This is a genomic window from uncultured Tessaracoccus sp. (assembly GCF_947286155.1).
GTDB lineage: Bacteria > Actinomycetota > Actinomycetes > Propionibacteriales > Propionibacteriaceae > Arachnia.
Map to the genome: position 1 here is coordinate 83,793 of NZ_CAMYPD010000002.1, position 15,778 is coordinate 99,570.

13 protein-coding genes are annotated in these 15,778 nt (G+C 64.1%); 7 read left to right on the plus strand and 6 right to left on the minus strand.

Annotated elements, in window-relative coordinates; genetic code table 11:
• Window positions 1-23 precede the first annotated feature (23 nt).
• Complete coding sequence (locus Q0X68_RS00985; RefSeq protein WP_297746237.1) at window positions 24-1,655, plus strand: hypothetical protein; 1,632 nt, start codon at window positions 24-26, stop codon at window positions 1,653-1,655.
• Window positions 1,656-1,719: 64 nt separating this feature from the next.
• Here the strand turns inward: Q0X68_RS00985 and sucD are convergent, their stop codons facing one another.
• Both sucD and sucC read right to left on the minus strand, forming a co-directional pair.
• Entirely contained in the window at window positions 1,720-2,610 is an 891-nt protein-coding gene (gene sucD / locus Q0X68_RS00990) for a succinate--CoA ligase subunit alpha (protein ID WP_297746240.1), read from the minus strand.
• 5 nt (window positions 2,611-2,615) lie between these two features.
• A complete protein-coding gene (sucC, locus tag Q0X68_RS00995; protein WP_297746243.1) occupies window positions 2,616-3,791 on the minus strand; it encodes an ADP-forming succinate--CoA ligase subunit beta in 1,176 nt (391 codons plus the stop codon).
• Between the two features lie 174 nt (window positions 3,792-3,965).
• Here sucC and Q0X68_RS01000 point away from each other — a divergent pair, with 174 nt between their 5' ends.
• Window positions 3,966-4,973, plus strand: a complete 1,008-nt coding sequence (locus Q0X68_RS01000) for a M23 family metallopeptidase (protein WP_297746246.1) — start codon at window positions 3,966-3,968, stop codon at window positions 4,971-4,973.
• A 488-nt stretch (window positions 4,974-5,461) separates the two neighbouring features.
• Here Q0X68_RS01000 and pcrA read toward each other — a convergent pair whose 3' ends face one another.
• The gene (gene pcrA, locus Q0X68_RS01005) at window positions 5,462-7,870 is read right to left on the minus strand and encodes a DNA helicase PcrA (RefSeq protein ID WP_297746248.1); all 2,409 of its coding nucleotides are present in this window, start codon (window positions 7,868-7,870) and stop codon (window positions 5,462-5,464) included.
• Window positions 7,871-7,934: 64 nt separating this feature from the next.
• Here pcrA and Q0X68_RS01010 point away from each other — a divergent pair, with 64 nt between their 5' ends.
• The gene (locus Q0X68_RS01010) at window positions 7,935-9,179 is read left to right on the plus strand and encodes a phosphatidylserine/phosphatidylglycerophosphate/cardiolipin synthase family protein (protein WP_297746250.1); all 1,245 of its coding nucleotides are present in this window, start codon (window positions 7,935-7,937) and stop codon (window positions 9,177-9,179) included.
• On the opposite strand, the gene Q0X68_RS01015 is transcribed toward Q0X68_RS01010, so the two are convergent.
• Window positions 9,180-9,521: a hypothetical protein gene (locus Q0X68_RS01015; RefSeq protein ID WP_297746252.1), complete on the minus strand. Its 342-nt coding sequence runs from the start codon at window positions 9,519-9,521 to the stop codon at window positions 9,180-9,182. It abuts the gene before it with no gap.
• 97 nt (window positions 9,522-9,618) lie between these two features.
• On the opposite strand from Q0X68_RS01015, the gene Q0X68_RS01020 reads away from it, so the two are divergent.
• Entirely contained in the window at window positions 9,619-9,879 is a 261-nt protein-coding gene (locus tag Q0X68_RS01020) for a GlsB/YeaQ/YmgE family stress response membrane protein (RefSeq protein WP_297746254.1), read from the plus strand.
• A gap of 280 nt (window positions 9,880-10,159) precedes the next feature.
• Here Q0X68_RS01020 and Q0X68_RS01025 read toward each other — a convergent pair whose 3' ends face one another.
• The gene (locus Q0X68_RS01025) at window positions 10,160-10,816 is read right to left on the minus strand and encodes a type IV toxin-antitoxin system AbiEi family antitoxin domain-containing protein (protein WP_297746256.1); all 657 of its coding nucleotides are present in this window, start codon (window positions 10,814-10,816) and stop codon (window positions 10,160-10,162) included.
• Window positions 10,817-10,915: 99 nt separating this feature from the next.
• Window positions 10,916-12,469, minus strand: a complete 1,554-nt coding sequence (gene guaA, locus Q0X68_RS01030; protein ID WP_297746259.1) for a glutamine-hydrolyzing GMP synthase — start codon at window positions 12,467-12,469, stop codon at window positions 10,916-10,918.
• Window positions 12,470-12,534: 65 nt separating this feature from the next.
• Here guaA and cysK point away from each other — a divergent pair, with 65 nt between their 5' ends.
• The 3 genes from cysK to Q0X68_RS01045 all read left to right on the plus strand — a co-directional run bounded on the left by cysK (window position 12,535) and on the right by Q0X68_RS01045 (window position 15,551).
• A complete protein-coding gene (cysK, locus tag Q0X68_RS01035; RefSeq protein ID WP_297746262.1) occupies window positions 12,535-13,461 on the plus strand; it encodes a cysteine synthase A in 927 nt (308 codons plus the stop codon).
• A 23-nt stretch (window positions 13,462-13,484) separates the two neighbouring features.
• On the plus strand, window positions 13,485-14,045 hold the full coding sequence (gene epsC, locus Q0X68_RS01040; protein ID WP_297746265.1) for a serine O-acetyltransferase EpsC: 561 nt from the start codon (window positions 13,485-13,487) through the stop codon (window positions 14,043-14,045).
• A gap of 99 nt (window positions 14,046-14,144) precedes the next feature.
• Window positions 14,145-15,551 carry a sodium:proton antiporter gene (locus Q0X68_RS01045; RefSeq protein ID WP_297746268.1) on the plus strand — a complete coding sequence of 469 codons (1,407 nt, stop codon included), beginning with the start codon at window positions 14,145-14,147 and terminating at the stop codon, window positions 15,549-15,551.
• Window positions 15,552-15,778: the final 227 nt, after the last annotated feature.

Consider the following 15,778-nt stretch of genomic DNA (forward strand, 5'->3'; position numbering starts at 1 on the left):
ATCCAGGAAGGATGGTCGAGCACATGTCTGACGACAACGTGCGTCCGCGCCGGGCACTCGCACCCGACGATAGCGCGGACCAGCCCTCCGCTGCCGAAGGACGCGACGAGAACCCCTTCGCACGCCCTAGCGGCGAGCCCAGCGATCCCCCGGCACGGGCACGGCGCTCCTTACCCTTCGACGATGCCGACACATCGCTCGATGAGCCCATGTCCACACCCTCCCCCGTGCCGGGGCCGGTGCTGCCGGAGCACGGCGAGGGCTTCGTCGAGGGCCCGAGGCCTCACCCGAGGCGCTCGGCCATGAGCTCCATCACTCCGCCCGAAGCCTCCGAGTGGGTTCCAGAATCGCCCACTGCCGTCGTCGAGGAACGTGTAGAGCCCAGCGAGAGCATGCCGTGGTACCGGGCTCATCTGCCCGCCATGACCGCCGCGGGCGTGGCCGTCGCGGTGCTTGCAGTTGCCGCAGGGTTCCTCGGATTCAATCAGACGCAGCCCGCTGACCCAGCCCCATCGAACAGCCCCTCGCCGACGATTAGCGCCTCGCCTCAGCTGCCGCGCGTGATGCAGGACGACCTCGTGAGCGTCGCGGATGCGAAGAAGGTGTCAGCCAACGCCGACTGGGCCATCACCGGCACGACGGATTCCATCGAGACACATACGGCGCGGCCAGCATGCCTCAGCACGGAAGCTTCCGACGCGGAGCGCCTCGACTCACTCCAGCGCACGCTGGGCACCACGCAAGACAACCAACTCGCTTTGCTGCACCAGCTCGACGCGTTCCCTACGGAAGCCAACGCGGAACAGGTATTCAACGAACGCGCCGCAGCGCTGGCGAGATGCGACGAGGTGCCCACCCTGGTGCTTTCTTCGTCGAAGGTCACCGGGATCAGCGACGAAGCAATGCAGATCTCGGTGGTCGAAGAGTCGGAGCCGCGCAAGCACCACGACCTGCTGCTGACGAGGAGCGGCAACCTGGTGAGCATCCTCGACGTGGTCTCCACCGACGGCAGCGTTACACCCCAGCACTTGGCGGACGCGGTGCAGCGATCGGCCACCCAGCTGTGTGGCAAGGCCGGTACCTGCGACGCGGCCAAGGCCACCGTCGAGCCTGCCAGCGTGCCTCCCGTGGAGCCGCGCGGATGGCTCATTCCCTCCGATCTGCCCCGCATCAAGGCGGGCGCTGGACTATGGACTACGCAGCCACCCACCGAGCTCACGAGCAAGGGCACCGGCTGCGAGAACATGACGCTAGCTTCTGAGTCCGGGCCGACGAAACGCCAGCAGGCCACCTACCTCATCACGCAGGATGACAGCACGCCTGAGCAGTTCGGCCTCGACGAGTTCGTGTTCACCTTCCAGGACGAGAACGGGGCAGCCAACTTCGCCACCAAGCTCGGCGAGGGTATCGACCAGTGTAAGTCTCGTGTCATGGGCACGAAGACGACGTCGCTCAAGGCGCCGTCGGGCGCGAAGGCGCTGCTGATTGAGCGTGAGAGCGAGAAGGGTGCTGTGTTCTACCAGGTCGCCATCTCGCAGAGGAAGAATAAGGTGGTGTACCTCATGGCCACGGTTACCAAGGATTTCCGGTTCTCCGAAGAGAACTTCGCCAAGGTCATCGAGCGCGCCGGCGTGCGCGTCGGTCAAGGCGACTGATGAACGACGAAGCGGCGGCCCCTCAAGTGGGGGCCGCCGCTCGCGTTTGTTAGGGGTTCGAAGCCTACTTGTCGAGCTTCGCCACTGCCTCGCGGACGAGGTCAGCCGCCTGCGACGGCGTCTCACCCACGCGCACGCCAGCAGCCTCGAGGGCTTCCTTCTTCGCGCGGGCGGTGCCGGCCGAGCCGGTGATGATGGCGCCAGCGTGGCCCATCGTCTTGCCGGGAGGCGCGGTGAAGCCAGCGATGTACCCGACGACCGGCTTCGTGATGTTCTCCTTAATGTAGGCAGCGGCGCGCTCCTCCGCGTCGCCACCGATCTCACCGATCATCACGATGGCGTCCGTGTCCGGATCGTCCTCGAATGCCTTGAGGCAGTCGATGTGCATGGTGCCGACGACCGGGTCGCCACCGATACCGACGGCGGTGGTGAAGCCGAGGTCACGCAGCTCGTACATCATCTGGTAGGTCAAGGTTCCCGACTTCGACACGAGGCCGAGTCGGCCGGGGCCGGTGATCGTCGCGGGGATGATGCCGGCGTTCGACTGTCCGGGAGAGATGAGGCCGGGGCAGTTCGGGCCGATGAGGCGGGTCTTGCCCGACTTCTTGGCAGCGGTGTAGAACTCGACGGTGTCGTGCACCGGGATGCCCTCGGTGATGACGACGACGAGCTCCATCTCCGCCTCGATTGCCTCGAGCACTGCGCCCTTGGCGAACTTCGGCGGCACGAATACGACGGAGACGTTGGCGCCGGTGGCTTCCTTCGCCTCACCGACGGTGTTGAATACGGGTACCGGGTCTTCTTCGAAGAGCACCGACTCGCCGCCCTTGCCCGGGGTCACACCACCGACGATGCGGGTGCCGGACATAATCATGCGCTGCGTGTGCTTACGGCCTTCTTTGCCCGTCATGCCCTGGACGATGACGCGGCTGTTCTTGTCAATGAAGATGGACATGGGTTTCAGTTCCCTTCGCTCGCGAGTTCGGCTGCCTTGCGGGCAGCGCCGTCCATGGTGTCGACGACGGTAATCAGCGGGTGATTCCGATCGGCGAGGATCTGGAGACCGACGTCGACCGCGTTGCCGTCGAGACGCACGACGATGGGCAGCTTGGCTTCATCGCCCAGGATGTCGAGGGCGTTCACGATGCCGTTGGCCACGTCGTTGCAGGCGGTGATGCCGCCGAAGACGTTGACGAACACCGACTTCACCTGGGGATCGGACATGATGATGCGCAGACCGTTGGCCATCACCTCGGCCGATGCGCCGCCGCCGATGTCGAGGAAGTTGGCGGGCTTGGGCTGGCCGGGGAGATCCTCGCCAGCGCCGGCCACGACGTCGAGGGTGCTCATGACGAGGCCCGCGCCGTTGCCGATGATGCCGACGGTGCCGTCGAGTTTCACGTACTGGAGCCCGTATTCCTTGGCCTGCTTCTCGAGGTCTGCCGCACCGGAGGACTGATGGTATTCGTCACGGTCGGCGTGGCGGAAGTCGGCGTTATCGTCGAGGGTGACCTTGCCGTCGAGCGCCAGCACCAAGCCGGAGGCAGTGCGCACGAGGGGGTTCACTTCGACGAGGGTGGCGTCGGTTTCCTTGAAGGTCTTCCACAGCTTCTGGAGGACGGCGCCGATGCGCTCGTAGTCCTCCTCCTTGAAGCCGGCTGCCTTGAGGATTTCAGCGGCCTTGGCCTCGTCGATACCGACGATGGGGTCGAGTTCCACTTTCGCGAGTGCCTCGGGGCGTTCTTTCGCGAGCATCTCAATATCCATGCCGCCTTCGAGGCTGCACATAGCCAGGAAACAACGCTGGGCGCGGTCGAGCAGGATGGAGAAGTAGAATTCCTCGGCGATCTGCGCCCCGGGGCTCAACATCACGGTTTCGACGGTGTGGCCCTTGATGTCCAGACCGAGGATCTGCTCAGCAACCTGAGCGACTTCGTCCCTAGACTTGGCGACCTTGACGCCGCCGGCCTTGCCGCGTCCGCCAGTGCGGACCTGAGCCTTCACGACAACGGTGCCGCTGCCGAGGGTTTCATGGGCTTCGAGAGCTTCATTGACGTTCGTAGCTGTGCGGCCCGGTAGCACGGGAACGCCGAAGCGTTCGAACAGGGCGCGCGCCTGGTATTCCAGGAGATCCACTATGACTCCTCAGGGAGGGGATGATTTCTTGCGTCACCAGGGTACTAGGTGGTCCGCGTACACTTGCAGCTGGCCCCAGGGCATCACATCGGTTGGCAATATCTTGACCCGGTGTTTGAGAATAACCTGAGAAATGCTAAGGTTCCGTTCGGTTCCAGATTTTTGAGGAGTAACGTGAGCGCAGTTTCCGGAAGCGCACCGCGACGCGGTGTCACCGATGCCATCCTCGACGACGACATCGAGGACATCACGTCGGCACCCCAGCGCGCGAAGCGCGGCCGTCGCGCACGGAAGCTGGGTAAGGGCGCCATTGCCGGCGTCGTCGCCAGCACCCTCGCCGTGGGAACCCTCTTCACGTTCGCGTTCGTATCCCGCAGCGGTCAGGACGCATCGCTCGAGTCCATCGATGCCGATGGCGCCGTACCCGCTGCTGCGGTGGAAGCCGCACGTCTCGGCTTTGCTGACCGCTCGAAGGACGCGTCACGCAGCGCACTGCGTGAGAGCATCAGCGGCGCGGCAGCCAACGAGAACGCCCGCAAGCGCACCGCATCGATTGACGAGGCGGCGAGCGACGCGCTCGCTGCGGAGACGAAAGACAGCGCGCAGGAGCGCGAGCGTCTCATGGACGAAGACTTGAAGCTGGTCAGCAAGCAGGCCGCCAAGCTGAAGAAGGAAGCCGAGGAAGCCGAGAAGGCGCTCGAGGCGGCGCGTAAAGCCAAAGGCAATGCCGTGACTGGGATGAGCACCGAAGATGTCGCTGCACTCAGCTCCAGCGGCGCCTCGATGCCCGTGAAGCAGAACTTCCGGATCGGCGCCGGCTTCGGTCAACGCGGCCTGTGGGCCCGCTACCACACCGGTCAGGATTTCCCAGCCCCGGTTGGAACGCCGGTGTACGCCGTCTCCTCCGGTGTGGTCCTCAGCTCCACCGCTGGCTCGTGGGCGGGCACCAACGTGGTGATTCAGCACAAGACTGGAGCCACGCTCTCCGCACACCTGTCACGCCGCGTCGTTTCTCCCGGCGAAGCAGTGAAGCCCGGCCAGATCATCGGCTACGTGGGCGCAACCGGCCGAGCCTTCGGCCCCCACCTGCACTTCGAGTACTACCCCAACGGCACCACGCCCGGCGACGTCTACTCTGCATCCAACCCGATGACCTTCCTGCGCAGCCTGGGCGCGCGCTGAGCCTGGTGTCCCGGCCGTGGTGTCGGCCTGCCTGCTCCGCTCCGACCGTCGAGTAGGCGGCTCTCCCCGACCGTCGAGTAGGCGGCGTAGCCGCCGTATCGAGACGCAGCGAGTGAACAACTTCAAAATCCGTACGCAGATTGACCACCCCCCCGAAATCGGGCACTTCACCTCATCTGCGTACGGATTTTGAAGTTTCGTGGCTGGTGATTTCGATACGCGCCCTTCGGGCGCTACTCAATCACCGGGGGCTCGCGCAGGCGCTACTCAATCACCGGAATACGCGACCTGGCGGTACCCCCGCAGCCAGATGGTTGAGCCGGCCCGGAGGGCCGTGTCGAAACCATCTGGCACAGAAGGAATGAGGGATTCCACCAAAATAGGTGGAATCCCTCATTCCCTATCGACGATGTCCGTCGCTCTGGCTCGGTTTCGATACGCCGCCTCCGGCGGCTACTCAACCACCGGGAGCGGGTGCGGGCCCCGGCTCAGAGCTTCTCCATCGGAGAATGCTTGAGGCTCATGCGCTTCATACCCGCGGAGCCGAAGTCGATGTCGGCCTTGGCGTCGGCGCCGAACCCCATCACGGCGAGCACCGTGCCGAGGCCGAACTTGGCGTGCAGCACCTTGTCGCCGGAGCTCACTTCGAGCGCTGGACGCGACGTGCTGCTCTTCCCAAACCCCGCGGACTGCTCCTGCATACGCGACCGCGATTGCCGCGTGCGCGTCGCCGCCGACGCCGCCCACGTCGTCGAGGATTCACCCGTGCGCCGCCAATCCAGCACATGGGCGGGGATCTCGTCGAGGAACCTCGATGGGGGGTTGTACATCGGCTGCCCAAACACCATGCGCACTGTGGCCCGCGACAGGTAGAGCCGCTTGCGGGCGCGCGTGATGCCGACGTAGGCGAGCCGTCGCTCTTCTTCGAGCTCGTCGTTGGACGTCATCGCGCGCTGGTGCGGGAAGATGCCCTCTTCCAAACCAGTGAGGAACACGGTATCGAACTCGAGCCCCTTCGCGGTGTGCAGCGTCATGAGCGTCACCACGCCGGAGTCGTCGTCGGGTACCTGGTCGGAATCAGCGACGAGCGCCACCCGCTCCAAAAACGCCTCGATGGAGTCATCAGGCTCGGGCATGCCCGCGATCAGCTCCGAGCCTTCCTCTTCGTCGAGATCGACGGTGTTCGCTGCGGCGACGAACTCTGCCGCGACGTTCACAAGCTCTTCGAGGTTCTCCAGCCGGGTGGCGTCCTGGGGGTCGGTCGATGCCTGCAGCTCCGGCACGTACTTCGACTCTTTGAGCAGCCCGAGCAGCACCTCGTCGGCGCTCTCCCCCGCGTCGGCATTGGCGCGCGCCTGGTCGATGATGTCGACGAACGCCTTGATCTGGTTGAGGCTGCGTGTGGCGAGCTGGGCCTCGTCGGCTCGTCGCAGCGCCTCGAAAAACGGGATGCGTTCCCGCGCCGCGAGATTCGCGACGGCGGACTCCGCCCGGTCGCCGATGCCGCGCTTCGGCACGTTCAGAATGCGACGCACCGACACGTCGTCGGCGGGGTTCACCACAGCCCGCAGGTACGCGATGGCGTCCTTGATCTCTTTGCGCTCGTAGAAGCGCACGCCGCCCACCACCTTGTATGGCAGCCCAACGCGGATGAACACCTCCTCCAACGCTCGAGACTGCGCGTTCGTGCGGTAAAACACCGCGGTGTCGCCGTAGTTGCTGACCCGCTCATCACGCAGGCGGTCGATCTCCGTCGCGATGAACTGCGCCTCGTCGTGCTCCGAATCGGCAACCCACCCGACGATGGGCTCACCCTCGCCGAGATCGCTCCATAGCTGCTTGTCGCGCCGCCCCTTGTTGCGGGCGATGACGGCGTTGGCAGCGGTGAGCACGTTGCCCGTCGAGCGGTAATTCTGGTCCAGCACGATGGTCTCGGCGCCCGGGAAATCGGCCTCGAAATCGAGAATGTTGCGGATGGTGGCGCCCCGGAACGCGTAGATGGACTGGTCGGAGTCACCCACCACCATCAGCTCCGCGGGCTCTACCGTCGGCGTGCCGTCAGCGAGCCCGACGGTGGCCTCGCCACACAGTTCCCTCACCAGCGCGTACTGGGCGTGGTTGGTGTCTTGGTACTCATCGACGAGGACGTGGCGGAATCGGCGACGGTACCGCTCGCGCACGTCGGGGAATGCTTGCAGGAGGTTGACCGTCGTCATGATGAGGTCGTCGAAATCCAGCGCTCCGGCTGTTTGGAGCCGCGCCTGGTAGGCGGCGTAGGCCTCGGCGTAGACCTTCTGTTGCGGGGTGACCGCCTGTGCCTGCGCGGTTTCGTGATCGACGAGTTCGTTCTTGTAGTTGCTCACTGCATTGAGCACGCTGCGCACGGGGAACCGCTTCGAGTCGGCCTCCAAGTCGCGCAGCACGAGCGACATGAGGCGCTTGGCGTCGGCGTCGTCGTAGATCGAAAAGCTCTTGGGCAGGCCGAAGCGGTCGATGTCAGCGCGCAAGATGCGCACGCACGCCGAGTGGAAGGTGGACACCCACATCAGCTTCGCCCGGTTGCCGACGAGCTCAATCACGCGCTCGCGCATCTCGGCGGCGGCCTTGTTGGTGAAGGTGATGGCCAGAATTGAGCCGGGGTGGACGTCGCCATGCCCGACGAGGTAGGCGATGCGCCTGGTGAGCACCCGCGTCTTCCCAGAGCCGGCACCAGCCACGACGAGCACCGGACCCCCGGCGTGCGTGACGGCGCGACGCTGGGGCGCGTTCAAACCATCGAGCAGCTCCTCGTCGGAGACATGGCGAACGCTCCCAGTGCGCTCACGCGGGGGCTCTGCCCCGGATGATGACTCCGGCTGGAAGACGGCGGCGAGGTCGGGAAATAGCGATTCAGACATGGCGTTGCCAAGCCTACTGTGCACCACTGACTCAACGCTTCGTTCGTGGTCTAGGCTGAGCACCATGCCTGCACCGTATCGCCCCTCCACTCGCCAGCGTCTGGGCACGGTGGTCAGCCGTGGCGCAGTATTCGTGGTCATCGCGCAGATCATCCTTATGGCTGCCCTCACCGGCTTCGAGGCACTGCGCAAAAAACACCGTAAATCGCGCAAGTTCCCCACCAGCGAGCCGCAGCCCATCCTCATCGACGGCAACGAACTGCAGGTGTACACCTACGGCCAAGATCTCTACGAAGACATGATCGAAGCCATCGACGCGGCCACCGACCGCGTCTACTTCGAGACGTTCATCTGGAAATCCGACCAATGGGGCAAGCGCGTCAAAGATGCCCTCATTCGCGCCTCCAAGCGCGGCGTCGACGTGTACGTCATCTGGGATACCTTCGCGAACCTCGTGGTCAGCCGCAAGTTTTACCAGTTCCCGAAAGGCATTCACCAGCTGCGCTTCCCCATCGTTCGCGGCATGTTCGGCCCGCGGAATTGGGGATTCGACCACCGCAAGCTACTCGTCGTCGACGGCAAAATCGGATTCATCGGGGGCTACAACGTCGGCAGCCTCTACGCCACGGGCTGGCGCGACACCCATCTGCGGGTCGTCGGCCCCGATGCCTCGGAGCTCGAGAATGCGTTCATCGACTTCTGGAACAACCACCGTCGCAAGCAGCACCCCGTCATCGACCAGAACCCCAGACGGAGCTGGTTCTCAAAGTTGCGCATCCACCGCAACTCGCCGCGTATCGCGGTCTATCCCATCCGCAATATGTACCTCGAGGCCATCGACCGCGCCACTGATCGCATCTGGATGACCCACGCCTACCTCATTCCCGACGACGACCTCATCGACGCACTGCGCCAGGCGTCGCTGCGGGGGGTTGATGTGCGCATCATCGTCCCCGAACGCTCGAACCACGTGGTGGCCGACTGGCTCTCCCGCGGCTGGTACACGCGCCTATTACGGGCGGGCATCCGCCTCTTCCTCTACGAACACGCCATGGTGCACGCCAAAACGGCGACGATGGACGGCGCGTGGGTGACCATCGGCACCGCGAACCTCGACCGGCTGAGCCTCGTCGGTAACTACGAGGCCAACCTCGAAATCGCCGACGAAACCCTCGCCGCCCACATGGAAGAGATCTTCCACATGGACCTGTCGAATTGCTACGAACTTACGCTCGACATGTGGCAGCAACGCTCGTGGGTGGCGAAGCTCACGGAAGCGTTCCTCAGCCCCTGGCGCCCTATCTTCTGATCACACAAACACGGCGATGGCCGCGTTGAGGAACGTGAGCCCAAAGATCGTGAAGAAGATGCCGTTGCTGACCTGCTCCTTCGAGCGCTGAGCCAGTACGCAACCAAACACCACCAAAAGCACGACGAGCTTGATTCCCACCTTCATGTGGTTCACATCTGCGTCGCGCATTTCATTCACAGCGACGAGCAACAGACCACTGATGAGCATCGTCAGCGCTCCGTGCCACATCGCCGGGTTGATGGAACGCACCGGGCCCTTCAGCTGTACAAAGGCGCCACCAAACAGGGCCGCGAATCCAACCAAGTGCAACAACAGCAGCACATCACGCAGAATCTCCATGGCCCGGACGATAACAGCTTGTTTGCTAATGGAGGAAACGTGCACTTTGGTGGGCTAACGCCTTGGATATGAACCCCTGGTGTGCAATGGTGTAGCTATGACTCTTATTGCGTACCTCGTCGTTGGTCTCATTGCTGGCGCAATTGCGAAAGCCATCGTCCCCGGCAAGCAGGGCGGCGGGTTCATCCTGACTACTATCCTCGGCATCGTGGGCGCCTTCGTAGGCGGCCTCATCGGCCAACTCATGACTGGCGATTCCTTCGACAACATCTGGTCCATCAGCGGCCTGATCAGCGCTGTCATCGGCGCAATCGTCGTGCTCGTAGTCTTCGGGCTCGTGAACAAGAATAAGGCCTGAGGCTAAGCCACTTTCCAACGTCTAAACCCAGTGCGGGTGGTCACAACTGTGACCACCCGCACTGCATGTTTCAGGACTATCATTCCCACTCGCAACCTCGGATGGCTCCTCGCTGTCGACGAGGGGCGCCGCCTTACTGCTTGTCACAGTAGGTTTTCTCCTCCCACGTTGTCGTACTTGGATTCCACGTCAAGCCATCTGCCATCCCTGCAAGGGCGGGGTCGAATAGCTCACGGGCCAGTTGTGTGAGCCATCTCCAGCGCTGCTGCGCTTTCGTACGTCATAGCGTCTCTTCCTCGTCGGCTAGACCCGAATCCGCCAAGAGGCTTCGGTAGAGGTTCTCTGCTCTCTCTTTCTCGTAGCGGCCCCCTAGAAGCTCCCTAAGCTTCTTGAAACCGAAGCCTCGGTCTGCCTGCCATGCGTCCCGCAGCACGTCGGCAACCAGGGAAAAGTCCTCGTCATCTACAACAAGGTCAAACACGGTGCGCTCCGGCCGGGTCACAGGCAACCCCTGAACGAACGTCACGTCACTTCGCGGTACTGCACGTTTCGCGAACCGTACGGCAGTGTTCCTGGTGTTTACCCTCCGGGGCGCGTAGAGCCGGTACGGCGAGACGTGCAGGTCGCCGATTTCGAGAAGGGCCGATGCGGTGGACCCACCGACGGTGATGCCGTCCCACTCGGCAACGCGCAGCCGCTCGTGGGTGAACCTGGCTGGAGCGGTGAGTTTCCATATCGCCGTGAGCTCGTCAGCAAAGGACGAGCCGGAGCCAATCATGCGGTAAGCCCCGTGCATGATTCTCTCAATGCGGCCGGATGCTACGGCGTCATGTAGTGCGTCGCGAGGTATACCCATGCGAGCAGCCTGTGCCGTAGTGAAAACACCCTCTGACTCAGAGAGTCGCGCTATCGCCTCTACATGGTTCGCATTCCCCATGTTTCAATTGTAGGTTAATACCCTACAAACGCAACACTATACGGCTGCTCTAGGCACTGACTGCAGCATGAAAATGCATGCGAAGGCACTCGACGCCGCTCACTCCCACTCGATGGTGCCGGGGGGCTTGCTGGTCACGTCCAGCACGACGCGGTTGATCTCTGCACACTCGTTAGTGATGCGCGTCGAAATCTTCTCGAGTAGCTCGTAAGGCAGGCGGGCCCAGTCGGCGGTCATCGCATCCTCACTGGTTACCGGGCGCAGCACGATCGGGTGTCCGTAGGTGCGGCCGTCGCCCTGCACGCCGACGGAGCGCACGTCGGCGAGTAGCACGACGGGGAACTGCCAGATGTCGCGCTCCAGGTTTGCCGCCTTCAGCTCCTCGCGGGCGATCAGATCGGCCTTGCGCAGAATCTCGAGGCGCTCTCCGGTGACCTCTCCGACGATGCGGATCGCCAGGCCGGGGCCGGGGAATGGGTGGCGCCAGACCATCTCGTCGGGCAGCCCGAGCTGACTCCCCACCGCGCGCACCTCGTCCTTGAACATGTTGCGAAGCGGCTCGATGAGCGTGAACTGCAGGTCGTCGGGAAGTCCGCCGACGTTGTGGTGGCTCTTGATATTCGCAGCGCCGTCACCGCCGCCTGATTCCACGACATCGGGGTACAGCGTGCCCTGCACGAGGAATTCGATGCCGCGTTCGCCGGCGAGATCTGCGGCGATGGCTTCGAAGGTGCGGATGAATTCGCGGCCGATAATCTTGCGCTTCTGCTCGGGGTCGCTCACACCGGCCAGAGCGTCGAGGAAGCGTTTGCGCTCATCGGCGACGATCAGGTCGACGCCCGTCACGCGCACGAAGTCTTCCTTCACCTGCTGCGCTTCACCGGCGCGCAGCAAACCGTGGTCGACGAACACACACGTGAGCTGCGACCCGATGGCGCGCTGCACGAGCGCCGCAGCGACGGCCGAGTCGACGCCGCCAGACAGCGCGCAGAGCACGCGCTTGTCGCCCACCTGCTCCTGGATGGCCGCGATGGCGTCGGAGACCATCGTCTCCGCGGTCCAGGATGGGCGGATGTCAGCGATCTTGTACAGGAAGTGCTCGATGACCTGCTGCCCCCACTGCGAGTGCATCACCTCGGGGTGCCATTGCACGCCTGCGAGGCGGCGACCCTTGTGCTCAAAGGCCGCGACGGGCGCCCCGGCGCTGCGGGCCAGCACGACGAACCCCTTGGGTGCCTTGGATACCGCGTCGCCATGACTCATCCACACATTGATGGTGTTCGGGATGGATTCCAGCAAGCATCCGTTGTTCTGGATGGAGAGCGCCGAACGACCGTATTCGCGGGTGCCCGTTTCCGCGACGGTGCCTCCCAGCGCCTTCGCCATGGCCTGGAAACCGTAGCAGATGCCGAGGACGGGGATGCCGGCGTCGAAGAGCGCCGGATCTACCTGCGGGGCGCCGTCGGCGTACACCGACGAGGGCCCGCCTGAGAGAATGATGGCGGCAGGTTTCTTCGCGACGAGCTCGTCGACGGAAAGCTTCGAGCTGACGATCTCTGAGTACACACGAGCTTCACGCACCCGACGCGCAATGAGCTGCGCGTACTGAGCGCCGTAGTCGACGACCAATACCCGTTCGTGATTGACGATCATGCGAGGAAGTCTAGTGCCCTGGAGCCGATGGGAATAACCGCGGGTGCAGAGGCGTTTGGAGCGGTATGAACATCTACTCCGACGTGACCGCACTGGTAGGTCGCACGCCGCTAGTGAAGCTCAACCGTATCGCGGGCGACAACGCCACCGTCGCCGCCAAGCTGGAGTTCTACAACCCAGCCAATTCTGTGAAAGACCGCATCGCCGTCGCCATCCTCGACGCTGCCGCCGCCTCCGGTGAGCTGCAGCCGGGAGGCACCATCGTGGAGGCCACGTCGGGCAATACCGGCATCGGCCTGGCGTTCGCCGGCGCCGCGCGCGGCTACAACGTCGTGCTCACCATGCCGGAATCCATGAGCAAGGAGCGCCGAGCCCTGCTGCGCGCGTACGGCGCCGAGCTCGTGCTCACCCCCGGCTCCGAGGGCATGAAGGGCGCGGTGGCGAAGGCCGACGAGATCGCGGCCGAGCGCGGCGCGGTGCTCGCCCGCCAGTTCGCGAATGAGGCCAACCTCCAGATTCACCGCAAGACCACTGCGGAAGAAATCTGGAACGACACCGAGGGCAAGGTCGACATCTTCGTCGCTGGCGTCGGCACCGGCGGCACCATTTCCGGCGTCGGCCAGGTGCTGAAGGAGCGCAACCCCGACGTCAAGGTCGTCGCAGTGGAGCCTGAAGAGTCGCCGCTGCTGCGCGAAGGTAAGCCCGCTCCCCACAAGCTGCAGGGCCTCGGCACCAACTTCGTGCCCGAGATCCTCGACCAGAATGTGTACGGCCAGGTCCTCGGGCGCACGCTCGACCAGGCCATCGAATTCGGACGTCGAGCCGCCAAGGAGGAGGGCATCCTCGTCGGTATCTCCGGTGGTGCAGCGCTCTCCGCTGCCGCCGAGGTGGCCGCACGCCCCGAGAACGCGGGCAAGACCATCGTCGTGATCGTCCCCGACTTCGGCGAACGCTACCTGTCCACTGCCCTGTTCGAGGGCCTCGTCGACTGAGCGAGTCAGCTAGGTTTGGCACCATGAAACACTCCAAGGGATTGCTGCGCTCCGTGTGGGAGCGAATGCAAGAAGACCTCGACGCCGCCATGCGCGACGACCCGGCGGCGCGCAGCAAGCTCGAGGTGGCGCTGGTCTATCCGGGGGTCCACGCCGTGTGGGCCCACCGGGTGGCCAACAAGATCTGGCACGCCTCGCCGGCGCTGCAGCCCCTGGCGCGGGGCATCTCGCAGGTCGCGCGGTTCCTCACCGGGGTGGAGATTCACCCCGGCGCGACGATCGGGCGTCGGCTGTTCATCGACCACGGCATGGGCGTGGTGATTGGCGAGACCGCCGAGATCGGCGACGACGTGCTGATGTACCACCAGGTCACGCTCGGTGGGCGCGCGCGGGGGCGGTTCAAGCGCCACCCAACGGTGGGCGACCGAGTGCTCATCGGTGCGGGCGCGAAAGTGATCGGCGCCATCACCGTCGGGGATGATGCCAAGATCGGCGCCAACGCGCTCGTCGTCAAGGATGTGGCAGCCGGCGCGGTGGTCGTCGGGCACCCCAGCAAGGTGCACGACGGCGACGTCGTCGCGTAGTTGTGGCCCCGGCTGCCATCCGCGAATACTGCAGGAGTAGGGTGAACGGGCACTGATTGGAGGCCCCCACCGGGGCTTCGTCGTCCGCCGGAGAACCCAATGACCATTCCTGCCTGGGGATTGATCCCCTTTGTGCTGATGCTGCTCAGCATCGCCATCTTCCCGCTCGTACCGCCGCTCGCGTCGTGGTGGGAGCGCCCGCGCAACCAGCTCGTCATCGCGCTGGTGCTCGGCGTCCCCGTCGCGTTGTGGATGATTCTTGCGGGAGCGCCGGGGCTGGTCGTGCACGCGGGCTTCGAGTACTTCCAGTTCATCTCGTTGCTGCTGGCGCTGTTCATCGTCTCCGGTGGCATTCACCTGCGCGGAGACATCGAGGCGAGCCCCCAGAACAACACGCTGTTCCTCGCGATAGGTGGCGTGATCGCGTCGTTTATTGGCACGACGGGTGCCGCGATGTTGTTGATCCGGCCCATTTTGAAGACGAACTCGGAGCGGCGCTATGTGGCGCATACGGTGATCTTCGCGATCTTCATCGTCGCGAACTGCGGCGGCTTGTTGACGCCGCTCGGCGATCCTCCGCTGTTCTTGGGCATGCTGCGGGGCGTGCCGTTCACTTGGACGTTTGGGCTGTTCATCGAATGGTTCACCGTGCTGGCCGTGCTGCTGCTGACCTACAACACCCTCGACCACAAGATGCGCCGGCTGGAGGATCCGGCGGCGGTGGAGCTGGATAAAACGCAGCAGGAACCCATCCGGATTGACGGGGGCATCAACTTCGTGTTCTTCGGCGTGATCATCGTCGCGGTGGCGATTGCGCCGTCGGTGGACCTGCACGCCATCGAGGCTGGTACGGCGGGCTGGCTCGACTATGTTCCGGTGCGGGAACTGCTGATGTATGCGGCGGCGGGGTGTTCTCTGGCGTTCGGCTCGAAGCGGGTGCGGTACGAGCTCAACAAGTTTGTGTGGGATCCGATCCTGGAGGTGGCGGCCATCTTCATCGGTATCTTCCTCACGATGGTTCCGGCGCTGCAGTATCTGGAGGGGTTGGCGCCGAAGCTGCCGCTGAACGAGATCACGTTCTTCTGGGTGACCGGTGGGCTCTCAAGCTTCCTGGATAACGCGCCGACCTACGCGACGTTCTATTCGATTGCGGGCCAGCTCCCTGGCGAGCCCCGGATTGGCTTCGATCCAGGCGTGCCGGAGCTGTACCTCGTCGCGATTTCGCTGGGTGCGGTGTTCTTCGGTGCGATGACGTATATCGGCAACGGGCCGAACTTCATGGTGAAGTCCGTCGCTGAGTCGGCGGGCGTCGACATGCCCAGCTTCGGCGGCTACATCAAGTGGTCGTGCATCTACCTGCTGCCGGTGCTGGTGGCGGTGTGCGGCATCTTCGTCGCGCAGTCGCTGGCCTGGCACATCGTGGGCTGGGCGGTGCTTGTGGTACTCGTGGCGCGGGCGTTCATCGTCGGACGCCAAGTGCAGCGGGCGGGATACTCAGAAAACTGACCGTTATCCTCCACAAGAAGCATTTGACCCCCGGTTTTCGGGAGAAATCTGCAGGCGTGGAGGAAAACGGTCATTTCGGGCTGTCGGCCGAGCCACTGGCCACCCCTGGCCGATGATTGAGTAGCCGCGCCAGCGGCGTATCGAAATCACCCCCACCCCGACCGTTATCCTCCACGCCTGCAAAAAACCGCGGATATCAGGGGGTTCATGGCCGCGCGTGGAGGATA

Excerpts from the sequence above, each read along its gene's own strand:
- Q0X68_RS00985 (WP_297746237.1), top strand. The coding sequence starts at position 24 with ATGTCTGACGACAACGTGCGTCCGCGCCGGGCACTCGCACCCGACGAT.
- sucD (WP_297746240.1), bottom strand. The coding sequence starts at position 2,610 with ATGTCCATCTTCATTGACAAGAACAGCCGCGTCATCGTCCAGGGCATG.
- pcrA (WP_297746248.1), bottom strand. The coding sequence starts at position 7,870 with ATGTCTGAATCGCTATTTCCCGACCTCGCCGCCGTCTTCCAGCCGGAG.
- Q0X68_RS01010 (WP_297746250.1), top strand. The coding sequence starts at position 7,935 with ATGCCTGCACCGTATCGCCCCTCCACTCGCCAGCGTCTGGGCACGGTG.
- Q0X68_RS01015 (WP_297746252.1), bottom strand. The coding sequence starts at position 9,521 with ATGGAGATTCTGCGTGATGTGCTGCTGTTGTTGCACTTGGTTGGATTC.
- Q0X68_RS01020 (WP_297746254.1), top strand. The coding sequence starts at position 9,619 with ATGACTCTTATTGCGTACCTCGTCGTTGGTCTCATTGCTGGCGCAATT.
- Q0X68_RS01025 (WP_297746256.1), bottom strand. The coding sequence starts at position 10,816 with ATGGGGAATGCGAACCATGTAGAGGCGATAGCGCGACTCTCTGAGTCA.
- guaA (WP_297746259.1), bottom strand. The coding sequence starts at position 12,469 with ATGATCGTCAATCACGAACGGGTATTGGTCGTCGACTACGGCGCTCAG.
- cysK (WP_297746262.1), top strand. The coding sequence starts at position 12,535 with ATGAACATCTACTCCGACGTGACCGCACTGGTAGGTCGCACGCCGCTA.
- epsC (WP_297746265.1), top strand. The coding sequence starts at position 13,485 with ATGAAACACTCCAAGGGATTGCTGCGCTCCGTGTGGGAGCGAATGCAA.
- Q0X68_RS01045 (WP_297746268.1), top strand. The coding sequence starts at position 14,145 with ATGACCATTCCTGCCTGGGGATTGATCCCCTTTGTGCTGATGCTGCTC.